Here is a 20,459-nt window from a genome sequence, read left to right on the forward strand (position 1 = left end):
TGCTTTTAGCGGTGCGTTTTTGAGATGAATTGAGTGACCTGTCACATTGTGGTGAGTTTCTATTACGTTCTGCGGTAGTAATGACGCAAACCTTTGCGTAATAAAAATGAAAGCTAATGTTTAAATGGTTGATAAATATGGGGAACGTATATTTTACAAGGGGATAGGATTGCTGGATATGCAAATTTCGCCTAACTGTATCATAAAAAAATAGAATTATCAGTCTTGCGAGAAAGAAATCCCGACCTATAATGCTGAAAACCGGAGCGTCTGCCAACGCTCCGGTTTTTTTGTGTCCGACAAACAGCAATAACGTCTATAACGTTAGTGCCAACGCAAACTGTTGTGACACATAAGTATATGAATCAAGGAATTACACAATGCGTATCGAACAAGAACTTAAGTTAGGTTTTAAAGATGTACTGTTTCGCCCTAAGCGTTCAACACTAAAAAGCCGTTCTCAAGTAAATTTAACCCGCGAGTTTACATTCAAGCATAGCGGTCGTCAATGGTCTGGTGTACCTGTTATCGCAGCGAATATGGACTCAGTGGCAAGTTTCGCAATGGCGAAAGCACTTGCTGAGCATGGTGTAATGACCGCAGTTCATAAACACTACACAGTGGCTGATTGGGCGGAGTTTGTTGCAGGCGCTGATAAATCAGTATTAAACAACGTGATGGTATCTACAGGTACTTCTGATGCTGACTTCCAGAAGACAAAAGACATCATGGCGCTATCTGAAGAGCTAATCTTCATCTGTGTTGATATCGCGAACGGTTATTCTGAGCATCTAGTTGATTACGTTGAAAAAGTACGCGCAGCATTCCCTGATAAAGTTATCTCAGCAGGTAACGTTGTAACTGGCGATATGTGTGAAGAACTTATCCTAGCGGGTGCAGACATCGTTAAAGTAGGTATCGGCCCTGGTTCTGTATGTACAACTCGCGTTAAAACTGGCGTTGGTTACCCACAACTTTCAGCAATTATCGAGTGTGGTGATGCAGCGCACGGTCTAGGCGGCATGATCATCGGTGACGGTGGTTGTACTTGTGCTGGTGATGTATCGAAAGCGTTCGGCGGCGGTGCTGACTTCGTAATGCTTGGTGGTATGCTAGCAGGCCACGAAGAATCAGGCGGCGAAGTAATTGAGCAAAACGGCGAGAAGTTCATGAAGTTCTACGGCATGTCTTCACAATCAGCAATGGACAAGCACTCTGGTGGCGTTGCTCAATACCGCGCTGCAGAAGGTAAAACAGTACTATTGCCATACCGCGGCAGTGTACATGGCACTATTTCAGACATCCTTGGTGGTGTGCGTTCAACTTGTACATACGTTGGTGCAGCGAAGCTTAAAGAGCTAACAAAGCGCACGACATTCATCCGTGTACAAGAGCAAGAGAACAACGTTTACGGTAAAGAGTAAACATTAGTCTACGACAGCCTATAGATTAATTGAGAGCCGCTTTTAGCGGCTCTTTTGCTGCGCAACGCTTTATGCTTATATCAAACTATAAGTTTGCAAGATTAATACACCAAGAGTGCACGTGATGGTGGATGCGACAGTGGTGAAGGCAATGATGTTTGCTGCCAGAATCGAGTTTCCACCATTGAGCGCGCCATCACGTAGTTTGCTGCCGCAACGGGTGAAGCGTTCATAAAGAACAAAATGCCAAGCTCAATACCCTAAAACCAACCCAGTAAGCGATCGATGTGATCGTACTGGCGCTATAATTAATTTGTAGCTGCTAGCAAAACCACTGTGCTGTTTTTTCCGCTTTGAGCATTCATATTTAGTGACCCTCCGGTTATAACAGTGCCAAAGGTAGCGTCATTTTCGATAAGTAATTACCAGCTTCAGTAATTACAGTTGGCACTGGAATGGCGAGAACGTAGAAAAGAAGACCAAGTGAAATGGCAATGATCAATGGATCTTGGTTAATGTTTTCCATCATCTTCAGGTGCTTGCATGCTGATGCTGAGCTCGTGGAGAAAGACAGATGACAGCTTGGATATTATATAGAAATGTCGTTGCTGCAACGAATAATGCGCCTAGCGCAACTGGAACCACAAAATGCATTCGCGACGTAAGCAATACCAATACGCCGGTATTGGCACGAAAGCCTGGATAATCACCCTTGGTCTGGTGATGATTTAAAAACAATCATTACAGAAATCAGAGTGAACAGGAAAATGCGATACCAGAGATTATACCGAAAACCAATGAACTGGCTTGCCGCTGAAAAGTCATGTTTCGTTGTCACGATACTCAAAACAACATCGCGGAAGTGTAACTTGAAGACGAGTTTCGAACCGATTTCAATGAAGTTGTCATTGATCAAACCAATGCCTTAAATAGCACGCCCAGAATAAGCATTAGGCATATCGGGCCAGTGATGGATAGAGAGAACTGCAACTGTTTAAGATAACTTCCATGGTTCATCCATAATCAGGGTGAGTTTATTTGTCGCTACAATTAAATCACAGTTTGGTAGATGTGTAGTAGTAAATTTTAGATGTAAAAAAGCGGTTGAATTTTCAACCGCTTTTTTCTTATCAGTAATGATTATGCATTATCTGTTGCTGTACATCGACGTGTTTTCTCGACTTTACCATCTACTGCTTTCATCAGTAAAACGCCCACACAAGTACGATAACACCACAGAATACGAAGAATCATTCGACCCCAGAACTCGTTTGGTAGTAGCGCCATTAGTGCCACACCTACACCGGATACAGCGATTAGTGACCCAGCATGTGACGTTGTTTGTTATCTAGTTTCTTCTGTTCAGTTGAATTGAAACAAGAGAGTTGCTAGGTTGTCGAAGAAGCGGTCAACGTCTTTGACGGTTTTCTGAGTGGTTTGTAGAATAGTGTCGACAGAGCAAAAGAAACCTGCAGTAAACACTAGGTGACCAACCAAACCAACAGCAACTTTTAGATCGACCATTCACGGCCAGTTAATGGTTGTAAGTCAAACCAGTTTTGGATCATTTCTGGAGTGATGATGAAACCTACGAAGTAAGAAACAAAACCACCGACCACTAAAGTACCCCAGCCAGCCCAATCAGGTGTCTTCTTAATGAAGAAACCGCAGAGGCAGAATAGTCATTGGGAAGCCAATCAGCGCACCTACATACATCATGGTGTCAAACAGGCTCAGACCTTTAGTGAGTTAATAAATAGTGCGATTAAGATGATCGCAAGACCAAATATGGTTGATGTGATCTTAGATACGAACATCAATTCCTTTCTGTCGCGTTAGGAAGAATCGGTAGGTAGAAGTTCATTACAAAGATACCAGAGTTACGGTTTAGACCTGAGTCCATTGAGACATGGTCGCTGCGAACATAGCCGAGATCAGTAAGCCTACCATACCCGCTGGCATGTATTTTCTACGAAGTACAAGTACGCAAAGTCACCCGCTTTAGAGCCCGCTTCTGGTACTGCGCTGCTAGATCAACGCCTGACCAGCAATGAACCATGAAGGTGTGAACAAATAAACACACCATGGTCATTAATACGCACGCAAGCAGAGCTGCTTTCTTAGCGTTCTTAGAGTCTTTGCTGCTAGTAACGGTGGCAGTTCAACATGTTGTTATTGATAGAGAACTGCTTCAAGAAGATAAATACCGCCCAAATACCGAAGATACTTAGATAATTGAGGTTGTTACCAGTAGCAAAGAACCATTTTCTTGTACAGGAAGTTAGCTACGATCTCAGTGATGCCACCGCCTTTACTACTGCTACAACAGCGCAAGTTACGGTTACGGCCATGATAATGACCATCTGCATAAAGTCAGATGCGATAACGGCCCATGAACCGCCAGTTACTGACATTAAAAGTACAACAAGACCTGTAATCCAGATTGTTGTGCTCATATCGAAACCGAAGATACCAGACGCAATAATAGCAAGGCCATTTAGCCAGATACCCGCAGAGATTACGCTGCTAGGCATACCTGACCAAGTAAACACTTGCTCGTTGAACTTACCAAAGCGCATGCGGATAGCATCAATAGGTGTAATCACTCGTAGTTGACGGAACTTCGGTGCAAAGTACAAGTAGTTCATCAAGTAGCCGAATGCGTTTGCCAAGAAAATTGTTGCTACAGCAAAACCGTCGGTGTAAGCCTTACCGGCTGCTCCCGTGAATGTCCAAGCACTGAATTGAGTCATGAATGCTGTTGCACCAACCATCCACCACAACATATTACCGCCCCACGGAAGTAATCACTAGTTGTGCTTGTAAATGTACGGAACATCCAACCTATCGCGATGAGGAATAGGAAATAGACGCCGACTATAACAGTATTGAGTTCCATTTTAGACCTTCTGTTAGTCATTAATTTCTGTTGCTTATATTATCTGTTCAAATATTTATTTGTACTACAATAACTCAAATGTGTGATGGGGTGATTAATACTGAAAATCCATACTTTTGGTGTATGCGGATGCTCTCGTATTGTTATAGTTTTGTGTTTAATATTATCTATTATTTTTCAATAACTTATAGTGTTAGCTTTGTGTTTTATAACGCGATGCATTTGCTGTTTTAATCGTGTTGATTGATAATTATTGTTATACAAACACTTAAATTGTATGATTATTTAATTGTTATTTATGTTCGTTAAATTTAAAAATAAATTGACGATCTTTGGTTTAGATTGCTTTCTGGTTGCTGGTTTGTTGAGTGACTTTGAGGTTGAAAGCAAATGTGTCACGATATTTTATATGTGGCATTGCTTTTGTGATGATGTTCAGCTCTTACTAAGAAAGGTGAATTTGGAACTTATGTTTTGTATTGCATGAATTATGTACTGGGTAAACGAAATTTAGTTGGTAATGGTGGTAATAAATAATACAAATGGCGTGAAATAGGATAGGGAGTGATATACCACGTAGATCTTTGGACCCGGCTAATTTGATTGTGTGTCCAATAAAAAGCCCGCGATAGCCTGTAAATCGTATAAAAGGGTCAGCAATAGTTTGCCCTGACTGTCGAGACCCGCATCACGTAATCAAAGAAAGCGTTTGGAATGATGACGTAAAGAGTTATGACCCTACCATTTCAATTTACGTCATTTATCAGTATCGCAAGCTTTGACTTAGCCTTACGTTAAGAGAGAGTCACTAAGAAGATTTCTATTGTCTCGCATGCTTATTAAGAGCGTACAGGTTTATTTTGCTAGTTTATAAACTTCTACAATATCTTCTTTGGTAATCGGTCGAACACCTATCGTGTTGGTTCCAGGGATCGCAAACATACGTACAACGTCATCGGCCATTTGCTCATATTTGTCTTCTGGAATTTGATCATCAGATAATGTGATAAGCATACCGGTACGTTCAAACCATTCTTTTACTTTTACCGACAACAATTTAGCTGCTAGTTGATCATTTTGTTCTGTTACGCCAAAACAACGACGCGCAAGCTGTGCCCAACGCTCAGGACGTACATCAGCAAAGTACTCAAGATAAGGAGGTACTACCATAGCCATTCCGCGTGCGTGGCGAACGTCAAAGCGCTGACAGCGGCATTTCAATCGAGTGCATCGGAATTGAGCCTAGGCGACCTAACGCTTGAATACCAGACCAACCGAAGATCGAGCACAATGCAAGTTGACCACGTACGTCCAAATTGGTCGGATTCGTTGAACTTTATCAAAGTTATCCATTAAGTTTAGGATCATGCCTTCTGTTAAGCGATCAGCGAAGCCGGAATCTGCATCACTTGATAAGTAGTGTCGATTAAGTGTGAGAAAATATCAATACAACTTTCGTTAGTGATAAAGTCAGTGATGTATGTAATTCAGGGTCAAGGATAGCGACTTTAGAATACGGTATTCACTGCGGCTGAAACTTTCTCTTTGTTTCCCAGTTAGTTAGTACGCCACCAGCATTACATCTGAGCCTGACGCTGCAACTGTCGGGATAGAAATGATTGGGAACGCTCGGTATATTGCGTGGCGTGCGATCGCCAAGAACAACGTAGTCCCAGCAAGAGCCGCCGCTGAATGACGTTGCTGCGATGTATTTTGAGCCATCAATAACAGAGCCGCCACCGAGAGCAATCACAAGATCGCATTTCTCTTGGTTGAAAATTTGAATTGCCTTGTCGATAGTGTGCGCACGAGGGTTAGGTTCAATCTGTGAAAGTCACGACTTCACGCCGGCTGCCGTGAGAGATGTAATCACTTTGTCAATCACTGGAGCAAATGTTTCGTCTTCTTCGTAGGTTGCAAGCATTGCTTTTTACCAAAAGTTTTAGCCACTTGACCAACTTCAGCGAGTTTACCTGCACCGTACACTAATTTAGTTTGAAGTTCCACGCAAAATTTTGCATTAATATGTTCCTCTATTTGGACTCACAATCGACAAACCTTAGGTGTAATATGAGCTATCGAATCTGTTGAATGAATGTGTCTGATAAGCGAATGTTCTAAATTAAAGACTTATGTCTTAATGTGTTATTAGTTTATTGTATTACAAATGAACTTTAAATGCTCTGATATCCAAATCATGCGCCAAAGCACACTTTTACTTTCTGATATAGGACGCGGTGGCTATAAGTATTTGATTGGTAATGCTTTGTGTTTTATTGCTTTGAATGGTGGTTTTGGAGAGAGATAAAAACTTGAACCATTTGTAGTACTAATAGCCTCTTGGGAATGTAAAGGGATTACCGTTGAGAGGCTAGATAGGAGAGTGGACGTTGAGGTGTTCAAGCCTGTCTGAAAGAATGGGCTTGCTTTCGTTTGAACTGATTGAATAGGCGACGCCATTTTATCGGCATCATCGGTAACACGATAAGTATAATGCCTACTGCTGTGAGCAAATCGGGTACTTCATCGAACCAGATAACGCCAAATAGCGTGACAAAAGCTAAACCTGAATATTCTGCTAAAGCGATTTGGTTTGCGGAGCGAGCCTGAAAGCTTTGACAACCAGCGCGTGGTAAGCGAGAACAAAGAGGTTTATTGCGATTATCCACATCACGTGATTCCAATGTATGGTTTGCCACCCAGGTACCGCAAAGAGCAGCGCGCCAGGAATCGTCATCAGTGTCGTCCAAAATAGCGTGCATACTAATGGTTGCTCTTGGGGCATCTTTGCGAATGAGTACGTTACCTACACCAATTGCTATAGGCCACCAAGCGCGATGATAGCTGCCCAGTGGAAGTGTTCTGGTCTTAACACAACTAAAACACCAGAAAATCCTATCATAGTCGCAGCTACCTTTGCTCTGGTTGGTCTCTCTTTAAGAATAGGACAGAGAGCGGTAGTACTAAACAATGGTCCGACGTAAAGATGGCATTTGGTGCAAGTGGTAAATGTGTAATAGCGACCATGGCGCTTGCGCTGCCGATCAATATCAGTGCGGCTCGCCAAAACGTAATCCAGTCACATCCCATATTTCGTTTAGGCTGCTCTAAACGCCACCACAGTGGTAAAAGTAAAATCAAACTGATGATTTGTCGAATAAATACGTACTGAAAGGTAGGGACTTCACCGTTAAGCATTTTAAGCGATACGTCAGAGAGAGAAGCGACTAGGTTCGCCGCTAAATAATAGAATAGCGTTAGTTACATTGGTTCTGGACATTTTAGATCTCATTTACTGAGGCGATAAAGAGTGCCGATGGTGGTATAACCTTGTGGGTTAATGCGATGTTGTTGTGCTAAGAGTAACTCTGCGGTAGCAACAGCATCGATCAACGCGCTATGGTTGTTATATTCTGGCAAAGCGTATCTTTGTCTGGTGTTCGAAAGAGTGACGTCAATTTGCTCGTGAGTATTAAACGTTTTTGTAACTGCTTTTCGATACGAAGCGTATCAATCCAGATTAATGGAGGCTGGTGAATCCCATAACACGCTCAAGATACTTATTGATGAAATTGGTCTCAACCATACATCCATGCGCGACTAAAATTTTGCCATGTGCAGCTTCAAATAAGGTTGCCATCGCTTGGTGAATGGTGACTCCTTCAGATAACATTTGCGGTGTAATATGATTAATTACTGCGGTTTCTGGTTTTATTTGGAGTCACTGTTGATATACATGTGCTGGCTAGAAGCGAGATCTATTTTACTGCCAGTCATGAAAACCCATCCTATAGAGAGTATTAGGTCTTCATTGCAGTCTAAACCTGTCGTTTCGATGTCGAGAACGATAAAGCTTACATCATTAGTGGGTTGGCTAGCTTCAAGTTGAGGTCCAAGCAAAAGCGCAAGCAACGACTCAGGTAACGAGTGGCGTTTTTACAAAACTTTCTCGCGCTCTTGTGATTTGAGCAAATGGGTGAAAGTAGTTGAATAGGCGCTTCACTATCGACTCCCAAAACGCACTTTTGCGGCATCTTGCAGGTCTGCAATGATACGAAATGCATCTTTAAGTGTTGACGCTCGAAACTACCAAAAGTGTTTGGATCGATATGGTTGTTTGGTTCCTCGCCGCGTTTTAATGCTTCAAGTTGATGAGCAAAACGGAACGATAGTATGAACTGGTAAGCGTTGAGCATATTCTTGTAAGCGTCTTCACTGAGTACATTGTTCTCATACGCGGCTTTAAACCTGTCGTCAGTTGCAGTTAAATCGCATTCCACCGCAAGACCGTAAATACGCGCTAAATCAATAATTAAATTGATAGCGTATTTTTACATCTAAGGTTTTTATTCTCGCCAGACTTTTCCAAAACTAGGCTATTAAAAATACCTAAGGGAGGATTAGTGTTTACCGCATCGTTAACCAACATCGACAGAAACTCACGGTTATCCCTGATGTTTCGGTGTAACTCATCGCGTAACTCTGTTTCGAACTGTTTGTTGCCAAAATTGTGCGAATCTCAAGAAAACGCTGATATTCAGCAGGCGTTCGTATTCTGGGTTCGCAACCCACTTCTTATAATATTTTCGCCACACATTGAGAGGTTGACACCATTTTGGTGTGGCAGCCATGAACTTGCCACTACACAGAGGGTAGTCACAGCTTGCCAATCCATTGGTCACAATCATTGCTAAGTGTTTAAAGTAAATATGATCATTTTCAGTTGCGTCATCACTCAAGACGATGGCACTGTCTTGATCAGACAGCATATGAACTTCGCTGCGAGCATGGGAACCCGCAACAATCCACGAGAAGTCACAGGGAGGAGGACCGAGTTTATCAATGGCGATTTGAATCAAGCGGCGTGTATGAGTCCATGATCATTGTCATCACTTTACCAATGACTTCTGGAGACTCGACCTTCAACAAGTGCTTCAAAATTGCTTGCCTTTCAGGAGTAAAACTAGAAAGCGATTTGACGCTGCCTGCATATTTGATTTTCTATCAAGAAGATGGCTTGTATGCGGTGGTTTTGTACTAGATGAGACGTTGTTAATACGCCGACTACTTTGTTGTCTTTACTAAAGGTAAATTACGAATGTTGTGTTGCATCATTAGAGATGCGGCATGAAGCACTAAATCATCGGGTTTGACCGTAATAGGATCTGGAGTCATCACAGTTGAAATTGGGCTGTCAGTGCTAATGCCTTGCGCAATCACGCGTTTAGTCATATCTCGGTCAGTAATCAAACCAACGATACGTTGGTCTTGATAAATTACAGCACAAGGAGCATTTACACAGCATTTGGTTTGCGACTTGCTGAATGGATTGCTCGGTTGTCACAACAGCCACTTGACCACTGGCGACCCTTCGACGCGACGTATGAATAAGCCTTTTTCTTTATTAGACCAAACAACATCGAGCCCGGATTTAAGTCTCAGTTGAGCTTGAGATGCAAAATGCTCAGCGCATTCTGGGTAGGATTCAAATAATTGAGTCAATGCTTTATTAGGGAATGACGTAAAGCAGGGAACTTTCAATTGCGATGGCATTGTAGCCCTGTTCGTTTGTAACGTTAGGCTCAAGCATTGTGAAGCCAAACAGGTCTTCAGGTCCTAGTTTTGCTCTCAATACACCATCATGCTTACGTTGTTCAACAGAGCCAGTACGAATGACGTACAGTGATTTTTCCGTCTTAGGGTTACACAGGTCAATATGCTGCCCTTTGCCAGGTAGGTTATTTGAACATGGCTAGCGAGTTCACGTAATGCGGCATTCGATATTTTATCGAAAGGATCGATTGAACTGAGAAACTGAAGAATGTTGGGTAGCAAAGAGTCAGTCATAGCATCGCGAGAAAAGGTGATTTGTATTATTATATATCCTAAATTTTACGATGTATTCTACAATCTCGTTTATTTATCTCTTTTGCTCACAAACAAAAGAGCACGTTGATAACGCGCTCTTCAGTCAAAGATAATTCGTCGAAACTTATTAGATTAAACGGTGCTTAGACTCGAGCAGATGGTTTGCTGATGCTTGGCGCTCTTCATTACCGGCCATGATTGCATCGTAGATTTGACGGTGTTCTTTAATGCAACTGCCTTCTTCTGAAGAGTGCAATGAAGTTGACAAACATAGTCGTCAAAATATTACCAAATGGTAGATAGAAGTCATTGCCTGTTGCGTTAAAGATTAGGCTATGGAAACGAGTATCGACTTTCATCCACGCGTTTTGGTCAAAGTCATCAGCTTCAGCAATCTCAACCATTTGTTGGAAAGTTTCAGATAATTCAATTCGTTGTTCAGTCAGAAGGTGTTTTGCTGCTAGCGCACAGGCCTCAGGCTCGATTGCGTCGTAAGCCTAAAATTGTGAGCAAAATTGGTGTATCTGCGAGCCCGTCCATCCACTCAATGAGCTGAGGGTCAAGAAAGTTCCAATAAGCGCGCTTATGACGCGAGCCCACTTTCGGACGAGATTCTAAAGACCTTTAGATGTGAGAAGTTTTACAGCCTCGCGAAGTGCCGTACGGCTAATCCCGAACTGTTCACAGCGCTATTTCACCAGGAAGAATCGAACCTTGCGCAAGTTTCTGACAAATACCGCGAGCAATCGCGCGCGACTTGAACGTGCAGGCTTTTAGAGCCAGAAATTGAATGAAATTCGCCAGACATAAATTCACTTATTGGTTAAATATGTATTATTTAAGCCGTACTATAACACCACCTACTCACATACCAAGCGGATGTTCACGTAATAGTAGAGACATGTCGCATCATAGGTTTGTAGAACACAGCTTGTTGTGACGGTGTTGTAGGTTGCGATTTTGATAGCTTGATTAATGTCAATTATTCATACAAAAGTCGTTATTTAGGCAAGTACTTTGATCAATCCACAAAAACAGCCAGGATTAGCGTCGTTTTACCATTTTAGAGTTAATTACCCTTGTAAGTAAAAATCTTATTGTATGATTATTTGAAATTGCACTAACTATGAATGATAGGTAAACCACAATGTTTAACGATCTTAAAGGTAAACGAATTCTAATCACTGGCTCTACTGGTATGGGCAGCAGCGCGTGTATTTGCAAAATACGGTGCAAAAATTGGTATCAATAGCCATAGGTCCAGCAGATGCAGTCAGAATCGAATTAACTGCTCTTGGTGGTGACGTTAAGTTTTCCAAGCTAATCTGATGGAAACGGCGGAATGTGAAAAGCTAGTAAAGAATTTACTGCGCACTGGTGGTATGGATGTATTGATCAACAATGCAGGTGGTTTAGGTGGTCGTGAGAACTTAGAAAACATCGACGATGAATTCTGCAACCGTGTTATGGATTTGAATGCACGTTCTGCGTTAATGACAACTAAGTATTCGATTCTCATCTACGCGCATCGGCTGCGGAATCTGGTGAAACGGCTTGTGTTATCAGTACGGTTCAACGCCGCTCGCGAAGGCGGTGGTGTTGGTGCAGGTATTTATGCAGCATCAAAAGCATGGTTGCATGATATTCACCGTAACTGGGTTAAAGAATTCACGAAAGATGGTATTCGTTTCAATATTGTTTCTCCAGGCACCATTGATACAGCATTCCACGATGGCAAATCAGATGAACTAAAAGCGGCGATTGCAAACAGCATCCCTATGGGTCGTTTTGGTCGTATCGATGAAGTCGCACCAACGTTCGCTTTCTTTCACATGCATGTGCTGGTTATATCACGGGTCAAATCCTTGATGTAAACGGCGGTCAAATGGCGCCATAAGCGCAAGTGGTTTCGTTGTCTTGACGAATACTCTGACCAGAAAAGCCAGCTTCGTCTGGCTTTTGATCGCAACTATTCTTAGATATTTAAACAATGGAGAAATATCGAGGAGCTGAGCATCCAGGCTCAGTTTTATTATAATTATTAGTAAGGAACGTCCATGGCCAAATTTCAATCGTTGACGAATCTCATCGAAAGATCCATGTCCAAGTTGCAAGACAAATTGCTCGTAAAATTTTGTCCGGTGAGCTCAAGCCAGGAGAAGCTCCCTAGTGAGATGGCGCTGTGCTGCGTTTGGCGTTAGTCGAACGGCATTAAGAGAATCAACAGTTACTTTCAGCTAAAGGCTTGATTGAATCGAGACCGAAAGTGGTACCACTATACGACCACGTAATCACTGGCATTTTAGATCCACAACTTCTGGAATGGATTCAGGATCTGGAGGATACAGAACCATTTCTAGCTCAATTTCTCGGAATGAGAAAAGCATTGGAGCCTGAGGCATGTGCTTTAGCTGCAAACAACGCCAGTGCAGACCATAGAAAAGCATTGTCTGTCATCTTTCAAAAATGACATTAGCGGCTAATCGTTACGATTACGCTGATTGGACGGAGAACGATCATCTCTTCCACCAGACGATTTTCCTTGCAACAGGTAACCAATTTTATATCCCTTTAGTAATATATTATCGACCATTTTAGATTATTTATTGATCATTCCGCTGAGGGCGGACGCTTTTGTTGGATGAGCACCAACAAATCTACGACGCGATAATGGCGGGCAATGGCGATAAAGCAAGAATGGCATCTCATATGTTACTTAATGATGATAATCAGAGACTTGCTCAAGTTGCAAACGGTTAGTTTTACGATGGTTTTATACTGGGTTAGTTTAATAGTTAACAGAATAAAATCATCGTTGTATCTTCAGATTTAGTAGGCTACTCAGTGTCTAGCAAAAATATATTCGTACAAATCTATCTCTCGCTTGGCCATTGGCAATAAACGCGCTGTTAATGCAGTCGATGCTAATGATTGATGTCTACCTTGTCTCTTCACTTGGTGAAATATCACTTGCTGCGATGGGGATTGCATCCACTATTATTTCCTTCGTGCTCGGTATTCAAATGGCGTTTGCTAATGGTTCGCAATTGGTGCTTAGTCGTGCGGTTGGTTCAGGGCAAGTGAGTTCGTTGAATAAAGGCTTTTGGGCAGGGCTGTTTATTAACGGCATGATTGGGCTGTCATTTTGGCTTGCTTTGAGTTTATTTGATCGTGTTATCGTTGCATGGCTTACCAGCGATACGAGCTATTTACTGAAACACTTGGCTATTTGATGATAGCGAAATATATCGTGGTATTTAACGCGATTACTCAAGTCGTCATTGCGCTGTTTAATGCAAGAGGAAAACTCGAACTCCATTTAAAGGTTACTTGATTGAACTACCAGTCAATGTGCTATGTTCGTACTTCTTGATTTTGGTTTAACGATTTTCAAGGCTTCGGTGTGATAGGTGCCGCAGCGGCATTGATCGCCATTCGATTGCTGTATTTGGTGACCTGTATCTTTTAGATAATTCACTAAAGTTGTCAACAAGGGCGTTAGATTCATCAATAAAGCGTAACGCTTTGAATCATTTTACGAAATATTTCCCGTTGCGGCCAACGTAACCATGTTGCAAGTTGGTGCTACTGTTTACATGCTTTTCAAACTTTCAATAAATGCGTATGTTGCGATTACTATTATGCCTTGGGTCCGTGCGGGTACTCAATTTATTACCGCCTGGGCATTGTCTTCGCCATTACGATTAGTCAGGCTATTGGCGCGAGAAGTTTGATGACTTGCGTAAAATGTTGATACAAGTATTGATGTCTCTGTCGCTATTTCATTTTTATCTGCTTTGTTCTTCTTGGGATTAAGCCTGGTGTTACCGAGTTTTTATCCAGAGTTAGAGTCTTCAACTTATCATGCGTTAAGTGCGATTGCACCGTTGTACATTTTTTACCCATTGCTCGTGGATATAACACGGTTCATGGGCATGTTTTATGCTTTAGGTAAAACAACGGAAGTATTCAAAGTTAACTTTACTGGTCAATGGCTCATCGCAATACCACTTTGTGCGTTAGTGATTATCTATTTTGATGGCTCAATTTTTGGGCGTTTGCCGTTATGCCACTGGAAGAAATAGTGAAAATGTTGCCGTTTAGGATGATTGCGAGAAAGTCACTTATCGAATTTGATATGCACAAAGCTGATAAATTGATGTATGACTAGGTGTGTTGTCGATTTTGAGCCCTCAGGTTTCTCAGAGGGTCTTGTCTATATCATAGTCTTAAACATGATTAATATAAGTGAGTATCAATTAAAAGCCCATTTTCAATGGGCTTCAAGTGTGCTGATTATGCTTCTAGGGGATGGTTAGAGACTGCTCAGCCCATTCCAAGGTAATAGGTTTGTGGTCTAAATCGACACATGCGATCGCATCAATTGAGCATGCCGCAACGACTAAATGCCGTTTTCTGATTTAAGTTGCCATTCTATATGGGTAACATTTGGGTTTGCATCAGAAACGACGACAACATCGCCCTGGCTACAATCATAACCAAATTCGCAGGTTGGTTTGATATCGGTATGGCTCAGTAGCGACAGTTGATAGCTATGATTAGGGTGTTCTAACTTGAGTGTTGTGTTATCTATTTGACTCGCTAATTCAGTATGTAATCGCCATTGTAACGGCATGTCGTACTTTAATTCGATATCATCGATGATTACTAACCCTTGTTTTGCAATAAACAATAAATAGCGAACGTGTCGTAAAGAATCTTGATAGGTGTTCGAAAGATCATTGCCACCAGATGCCAGTGTTTGCTGTTTTTCATACAGTACACACGCTGATGCCGATTCATCATCCAGTTTTGGCCGACACCATCAATCAGCGGTAAATTGTGAGCTTTACTGTTCCGAGTCCAACTAAAATGGTGGTCACTGCCAAAACGATAACCGTAGCTACCCGTTGGGATGAGCACTCCAGGCCATTATCAATTAGTGCAATATTTCCTTGATCAGCGTGACGATGAGAACTGTTGCCAAAAGGACTGGCACGGTATGCCAACGAGATATCGTGGTACTGGACCTTTCCTAGGCCTGCAAATGGATAAAAGCGATACTTAATGTCACTGATACCTTCCGTCTTGTTTGCTGTTTCTTTATAGGTATTCGTGCAATGCAGTTGCTTAACCGTAGGGATCACATCTAGTAAATGTAAATCAAAGCTTTGGATATTTCGTTCCATTTCTCGGCATAAACTGCGCGCTTGTTTACTACCAAAACGCTCAGCATAGATTCGGAGGGTTTTGAGCAAAGAACCCTGGCCATTCGATACCATCACGTTTACACCAAAATCCGTCTCCAAATGGATGAATGGTGTCATTATTAGCAACAAAATCCATCGCAAAATGACTATATTGCTGATAGAACGGATGGTTGTAAAAGCTGAAATTACTTAATCGTTCAACAGACAAGAAAATGGATGGTGCCATTTGCTGTATGACGAAGAGTAAAATGGACCTTCGGCCCAACTACCATCTTCACCACCATAAAATGGTAAAACGCATTGATAAATCATTAAGGCATAATTCAGCCAGCGTTCACATTCCTCAAGTTTATACTCCTTATGCAGCACAAGCAGCAATGCCAAGTATGAAGGAAGGCGAGAAGTATGAGAGTGCCCAGGATACTGTTTGAATTCATCTTGTGCTAAACGTTCTTCCATCTGATAAGCAATACGAACGAGCATTGGACGAACATATTCTTTCTCGCTCTCGGTTAAAAGCGGTGACAACCAGTGATAGGCTAAAATAGGTTGCGTGAAAGAGACAAGCCAACTTCATCTCCCCATGTACATGGGCGAAGTAGGGATGCAGGACCTTCCGGCTCCACTCCGCTAATTGTAAAAGTAATTTAACCGCCAGTTGGCCATCGTCTTCAACTCCCCAAATTTTATAGAGTAGAGTTAATGACATTAAATCTCTGTCAATCCAACGGCGCACATTAGCAATAGCAGTGTTTGCCTCTTCTTTACCTCTTCGATAATGATTTGGGTATTGAATTGCATCGAGATCGGTAAACGAAGCAGTGCGTTTGAATTTTTCATATACCAACCAAGATTCTTGTTTTACTTCTTGAATATCTTCGTCGAAATACATCATGAACTGTTCGCGATTTGAGCAAAGTTCAAATAATTCTTTAGCGCTAGGTGGTAAATATGCTTGGCTAGTTTGATTTATCGAGAAATGATGCCATTGAGAGCGCAATCCATTTGAGTCACTAACATACCATCGGTAATCACCATTAGGTAATATTTGAGGGATTTGTACAGGTGAGCTGGTGTTCTCGTATAGCCAACGATGGTTAAATGTCGTGTGCTCTAATACAAATGTGTAATTTTCTCTCCGTTTTGTTCTGGCCAAGTGAATCGAGGAGGGTTAACCGATGACACTTGATGATTTTAGGCGAAACAAATACTTGAAAATCGTGGTTACGCTCTAGGGTTAACATGTTATTTCTCTCTGCATACCAAGTGTATTGACCTGTTTTCGAATCGACATGACCAATTTGTTGAGCAGGTGCTCCGGCCATAATCGCATAGGCTGGTACATCGCCAGTTACAACTGCATTCGCACAGATAAGTGCACCTTGACCGATTATCACCCTGGGTGATGACTACGTTTGAAGTGATCCAAACACCATCTTCAATAGTGACTTTACCTTCTAAGTCACTACGCCCACTGTAGTAGCCTGTTACTGGGTCAAAATATGATTTGAAGCGACGATTGAAACGTGTGGACCAATAAACACACGCTGGCCAATATGGATATCACCATTAACATAGCTGTATAAACCTACGTATGAATGTGAGCCAATTTGGTTCTCACCAATACGTACAATTGTTCTGGTGCGATACGGACTTCTGGTTGAGTGAAGCCTAAAATTTGTGCACGTGTAGTATCATCGGCATGGTTGTTACTTTGTGCTGTGTAGAGAGTAAACTTGCAGAAATTCTTCGTCGCTGAGTTCACCACCGAATTTCTTTTGTACAGACATGATTTTTCCTAAAGATAGAGATAGAGGCAAAGCCCATCTCTATAAGTAAATAATTAGATAGACTGTGACGCCGTATTGGTAAAGCGGGGTAGTTTGCGTTTGGTTGCGATTAGTAGTAAACCAATACCAGCAACAATGGCGGCAACTAATATGAACAGCATTTTGCCCCAGATAGGGTTTGGAATTAGGGCTAGGCCGCTAGGAATACAGAAGCAACTAATAGCATTTTTGCCAATAATTCATGCTGTTTGTTGTCCATCATGATGCTCGTTTCTGTTTCTTCGACAACGATTTCGGTATCGATGTTGTGGAAGAATTTTGCGATGTCGGCAGCACGTTCAGGTGATGGTTCTTTGTAGAAGAATTGAGATAACACAAAGAACGGTAGTGTTATTGTCATATGACCGATTACACCTAACGTAACAGACTTCATTTCTGAGAATTCACGTGCGGTAAGTGGAGTTTCAAGGTTTAACAGAGATTCAATCGTTTCAGGAGTGATACCAAATGCGATAATTGCAGAGACACACATACCAACTAAGATCGTACCCCAACCGGCCCAATCTGGTGTTTTACGGATAAAGAAACATAAAATAGAAGGGATAAGCACCGGGAAGCCCACAAGAGTGCCAACCAGCATCATAAGGTCAAATAAGCCAAACTCTTTGAGTGATGTTAAGAATAGACCAGTCACGATGATCAGAATACCAAAAGCACCGGTTAAAATTTTGCTGACGAACATTAAGTTCTTTTCAGAGAAATCTTTACATAGGTATGGTTCATAAACACTCTTTAAGATAATACCTGCGTTACGGTTTAATGCAGAATCCATTGAAGACATCGTGGCTGCAAACATAGCGGCAAGCATCAAACCAACCATGCCGACAGGCATTTCGCGTTTAACGAACATGTAATAAGTTGCATCGGCAATTTTGCTACCAAGACCAGTAAGACCCCATGTGTTTGTGTCTGATAATGACCAGCGACATACCAAGCAGGAAGGAACCACATTAGTGGACCCACAATCATTAGTGAACATGCCAATAGTGCAGCTTTACGAGCGTTTTGGTGTCTTTAGATGCGATAAAACGGTAGGAATCCACCATATTATTGGTACTGAAGAACTGTTTTACAAAATACAGATAAACCAACCAACAAACAAATAGGTGTAACTGTAATTCTCACCAATCAGTTTTGTGCCGGAAGACCAACTTCAATTAGGTTAGTGAGACCACCTGATTTCCAAATTGCAACGAATGCAGCGACAAAAGTCATCACTGTGATGATGATCATTTGCATAAAATCAGATGCAATAACTGCCCAACTGCCCCAACAAGTGACATGACTAATACGACTAAACCTGCACCAATGATTGTTTGTTCAAGTGGAACGTCAACGACAGCACTTGTAAAGACCGCAAGGCCGTTTAGCCAAATTGCAGCTTGAAGAACGCTTAGTGGAACGTTAGCCCAAGTAAAAACTTGTTCGTTTACTTTTCCAAGGCGCATGCGAGCCCCTTCAAGTGGTGTGATGACTCGCATTTGACGAGCTTTTGCTGCGAAGAATAAGTAGTTACAGAAGTAACCTAATGCGTTAGCAAAAACGACGGCAACAGACATACCACTTGTAAGAGCTTTTCCCATCAAGCCTGTAAATGTCATTGCACTGAGCGCCATCATGAAAGCACTAGAGCCGACCATCCACCAAAGCATACGACCACCACCGCGAAAGTATTCACTAGTATTGTCAGCGGCAGAGCGGAATACCCAGCCTAAAGCGATTAAGAAGGCAAAGTAAACCAACACTATCAGAATATCGATATCCATTTTGTAAGTTCCTATACGTAGGGAGCGAATATTGTTTTGTTTTGTAAGACTCTCTCGACCAAAATCCTGCCGTTTGGAGAGTTGTTGCGGCTAGTACTATAAAATTGATGGGATTAATGAGGAAATGATATTATTGTATAATCATAATACAAAAACGAATAAGCAAATTATGGATATAAAAACACTGAGAACCTTCGTTGTTGCGGTGAAACATAAGAATTTCTCTGCCGCAGCTCAGAGTTACATACCGTTCAACCTACAGTTTCTCGGCATATATCTGAGCTTGAGAGTAAGTTGGTGTGAAGCTATTCTATCGCAACACACATCTGGTAGAGCTTACTCCTGCTGGTGTATTACTCTATTCTGAGGCATTGAAAATACTCGAGAATAATAGCAGGGTGATTGATTTAGTCAGCCAAGCAAATAGTGATCGAGTTAGCAAAATGAACATTGGTTACCTTGCTACAGCGGCCTCTTTGTTTTATTCCTGAGATTATTAGTGACTATTCAATGCAACATCCCCATGTCACAACCTATTTGTATGAGATGTCAGGTCAAGAACAATGCACTGCGTTGATGGAAAACGTGTCGACGTTATTTTCTGCCGTGATCAACCACTATTGAATGATCAACAGTTTGTTCGACGTCAAATTTACGTAGATGATTTGGTGGCTGTTGTACCAAGTAATCATCATTTAGCGAATAAATCAGAGCTCTCCATAGCAGATTTGAATAAAGAGCGTTTTATGATGTTCCACAGAGCAGTTTGGTCTAATGTTTTCAAACATATACTGGATTTATGTGAACAACATGGCTTTACACCACAAATGAGTTACTACCCAGACAATATGCGGCATATGGCGACTTTCGTCTCATCGGGATTAGGGGTATCAATTGCTCCAAGCTGTATCAAGTTTCTAACCAACGAGCACTGCGTTTGTCGACGTATCAAAGAATTGAGCTACCCAATGCCGCTGTATATGTATTACCACAAAGAAAATACGAGCGTAGAGTTAGATAGTTTTGTGAAAATATGTGAGGAACATAAAGTCCGCATTGAAAACATGATAGGTAATTAAATTTATATTCGTTAGATGAATCAATAGCTCATTATTTACAATGAGCTTTTGTTTTAAAAACTAGTGTAAAAAGTTTAAAACATCACTATTTGTTTGTGTTTATAACATATCAAAGCGTGTTACCCTCCTCAAATATTTCATATCACTTAAATTCAATTATCCAACAACCTGTTGAACTTGTGCTTGATCACGGCCAGAAGCATTCGATGTGAAGATGATCACTAATATTGTATGACAAATTTGACTAACTTCTGTTGAGAGATAATTCTAACTGTAGAAGTGTGAATTTGTGGCATTTGTGTGATCTTGCTTTGATATTGAACTTTCTTGTGAATTTTAGGTAATTCAGCTTTGTTGGTAAAA

At 41.6% G+C, this 20,459-nt stretch carries 9 protein-coding genes and 9 pseudogenes; 5 read left to right on the plus strand and 13 right to left on the minus strand.

Annotated features, from left to right (window positions below; genetic code table 11):
* Window positions 1–380: 380 nt before the first annotated feature.
* Window positions 381–1,424, plus strand: a complete 1,044-nt coding sequence (locus Vt282_RS14940) for a GMP reductase (RefSeq protein WP_162047859.1) — start codon at window positions 381–383, stop codon at window positions 1,422–1,424.
* 75 nt (window positions 1,425–1,499) lie between these two features.
* Here the strand turns inward: Vt282_RS14940 and Vt282_RS21750 are convergent.
* The 8 genes and pseudogenes from Vt282_RS21750 to Vt282_RS14980 all read right to left on the minus strand — a co-directional run bounded on the left by Vt282_RS21750 (window position 1,500) and on the right by Vt282_RS14980 (window position 10,999).
* A pseudogene (locus Vt282_RS21750) lies at window positions 1,500–2,441 on the minus strand (AEC family transporter).
* Window positions 2,442–2,564: 123 nt separating this feature from the next.
* Window positions 2,565–4,323 (minus strand): annotated as a pseudogene (locus tag Vt282_RS14950) (sodium:solute symporter family transporter).
* 855 nt (window positions 4,324–5,178) lie between these two features.
* Complete coding sequence (locus tag Vt282_RS14955) at window positions 5,179–5,544, minus strand: dehydroquinate synthase/iron-containing alcohol dehydrogenase family protein (protein WP_269472649.1); 366 nt, start codon at window positions 5,542–5,544, stop codon at window positions 5,179–5,181.
* Window positions 5,545–5,845: 301 nt separating this feature from the next.
* Window positions 5,846–6,148 (minus strand): iron-containing alcohol dehydrogenase, encoded by a 303-nt coding sequence (locus Vt282_RS21755; RefSeq protein ID WP_162064526.1) that lies wholly within the window; start codon window positions 6,146–6,148, stop codon window positions 5,846–5,848.
* A gap of 574 nt (window positions 6,149–6,722) precedes the next feature.
* Window positions 6,723–7,603: pseudogene (locus tag Vt282_RS14965) on the minus strand (DMT family transporter).
* A gap of 8 nt (window positions 7,604–7,611) precedes the next feature.
* Window positions 7,612–8,326, minus strand: a pseudogene (locus Vt282_RS14970) (3'-5' exonuclease).
* A pseudogene (locus Vt282_RS14975) lies at window positions 8,326–10,170 on the minus strand (DUF294 nucleotidyltransferase-like domain-containing protein). Before Vt282_RS14975 ends, Vt282_RS14970 begins: the two co-directional pseudogenes overlap by 1 nt.
* A gap of 148 nt (window positions 10,171–10,318) precedes the next feature.
* Window positions 10,319–10,999 (minus strand): annotated as a pseudogene (locus Vt282_RS14980) (FadR/GntR family transcriptional regulator).
* Window positions 11,000–11,519: 520 nt separating this feature from the next.
* Between Vt282_RS14980 and Vt282_RS14985 the strand changes: the two are divergent.
* The 3 genes and pseudogenes from Vt282_RS14985 to Vt282_RS14995 all read left to right on the plus strand — a co-directional run bounded on the left by Vt282_RS14985 (window position 11,520) and on the right by Vt282_RS14995 (window position 14,362).
* Window positions 11,520–12,065: an SDR family oxidoreductase gene (locus tag Vt282_RS14985; RefSeq protein WP_197740111.1), complete on the plus strand. Its 546-nt coding sequence runs from the start codon at window positions 11,520–11,522 to the stop codon at window positions 12,063–12,065.
* 191 nt (window positions 12,066–12,256) lie between these two features.
* Window positions 12,257–12,951: pseudogene (locus tag Vt282_RS14990) on the plus strand (FadR/GntR family transcriptional regulator).
* Window positions 12,952–13,103: 152 nt separating this feature from the next.
* A pseudogene (locus Vt282_RS14995) lies at window positions 13,104–14,362 on the plus strand (MATE family efflux transporter).
* Window positions 14,363–14,593: 231 nt separating this feature from the next.
* Here Vt282_RS14995 and Vt282_RS15000 read toward each other — a convergent pair.
* From Vt282_RS15000 to Vt282_RS15025, 5 genes and pseudogenes are all read right to left on the minus strand, one after another.
* Window positions 14,594–14,884, minus strand: coding sequence for a hypothetical protein (locus tag Vt282_RS15000; protein ID WP_162063895.1), 291 nt, complete (start codon window positions 14,882–14,884; stop codon window positions 14,594–14,596).
* A 136-nt stretch (window positions 14,885–15,020) separates the two neighbouring features.
* Window positions 15,021–15,518, minus strand: a complete 498-nt coding sequence (locus tag Vt282_RS15005) for a hypothetical protein (protein ID WP_162063896.1) — start codon at window positions 15,516–15,518, stop codon at window positions 15,021–15,023.
* A 72-nt stretch (window positions 15,519–15,590) separates the two neighbouring features.
* The gene (locus tag Vt282_RS15010; RefSeq protein WP_162063897.1) at window positions 15,591–15,860 is read right to left on the minus strand and encodes a hypothetical protein; all 270 of its coding nucleotides are present in this window, start codon (window positions 15,858–15,860) and stop codon (window positions 15,591–15,593) included.
* Window positions 15,835–16,557 carry a hypothetical protein gene (locus Vt282_RS15015; RefSeq protein ID WP_162063743.1) on the minus strand — a complete coding sequence of 241 codons (723 nt, stop codon included), beginning with the start codon at window positions 16,555–16,557 and terminating at the stop codon, window positions 15,835–15,837. Before Vt282_RS15015 ends, Vt282_RS15010 begins: the two co-directional genes overlap by 26 nt.
* A gap of 687 nt (window positions 16,558–17,244) precedes the next feature.
* Window positions 17,245–19,017 (minus strand): annotated as a pseudogene (locus Vt282_RS15025) (sodium:solute symporter family transporter).
* A 563-nt stretch (window positions 19,018–19,580) separates the two neighbouring features.
* Between Vt282_RS15025 and Vt282_RS15030 the strand changes: the two are divergent.
* Window positions 19,581–20,096 (plus strand): LysR family substrate-binding domain-containing protein, encoded by a 516-nt coding sequence (locus Vt282_RS15030; protein WP_162063898.1) that lies wholly within the window; start codon window positions 19,581–19,583, stop codon window positions 20,094–20,096.
* Window positions 20,097–20,459: the final 363 nt, after the last annotated feature.

The organism is Vibrio taketomensis (genome assembly GCF_009938165.1).
GTDB lineage: Bacteria > Pseudomonadota > Gammaproteobacteria > Enterobacterales > Vibrionaceae > Vibrio > Vibrio taketomensis.

Excerpts from the sequence above, each read along its gene's own strand:
- Vt282_RS14940 (WP_162047859.1), top strand. The coding sequence starts at position 381 with ATGCGTATCGAACAAGAACTTAAGTTAGGTTTTAAAGATGTACTGTTT.
- Vt282_RS14985 (WP_197740111.1), top strand. The coding sequence starts at position 11,520 with ATGGAAACGGCGGAATGTGAAAAGCTAGTAAAGAATTTACTGCGCACT.
- Vt282_RS15005 (WP_162063896.1), bottom strand. The coding sequence starts at position 15,518 with ATGACACCATTCATCCATTTGGAGACGGATTTTGGTGTAAACGTGATG.
- Vt282_RS15030 (WP_162063898.1), top strand. The coding sequence starts at position 19,581 with ATGCACTGCGTTGATGGAAAACGTGTCGACGTTATTTTCTGCCGTGAT.
- Vt282_RS15010 (WP_162063897.1), bottom strand. The coding sequence starts at position 15,860 with ATGGAAGAACGTTTAGCACAAGATGAATTCAAACAGTATCCTGGGCAC.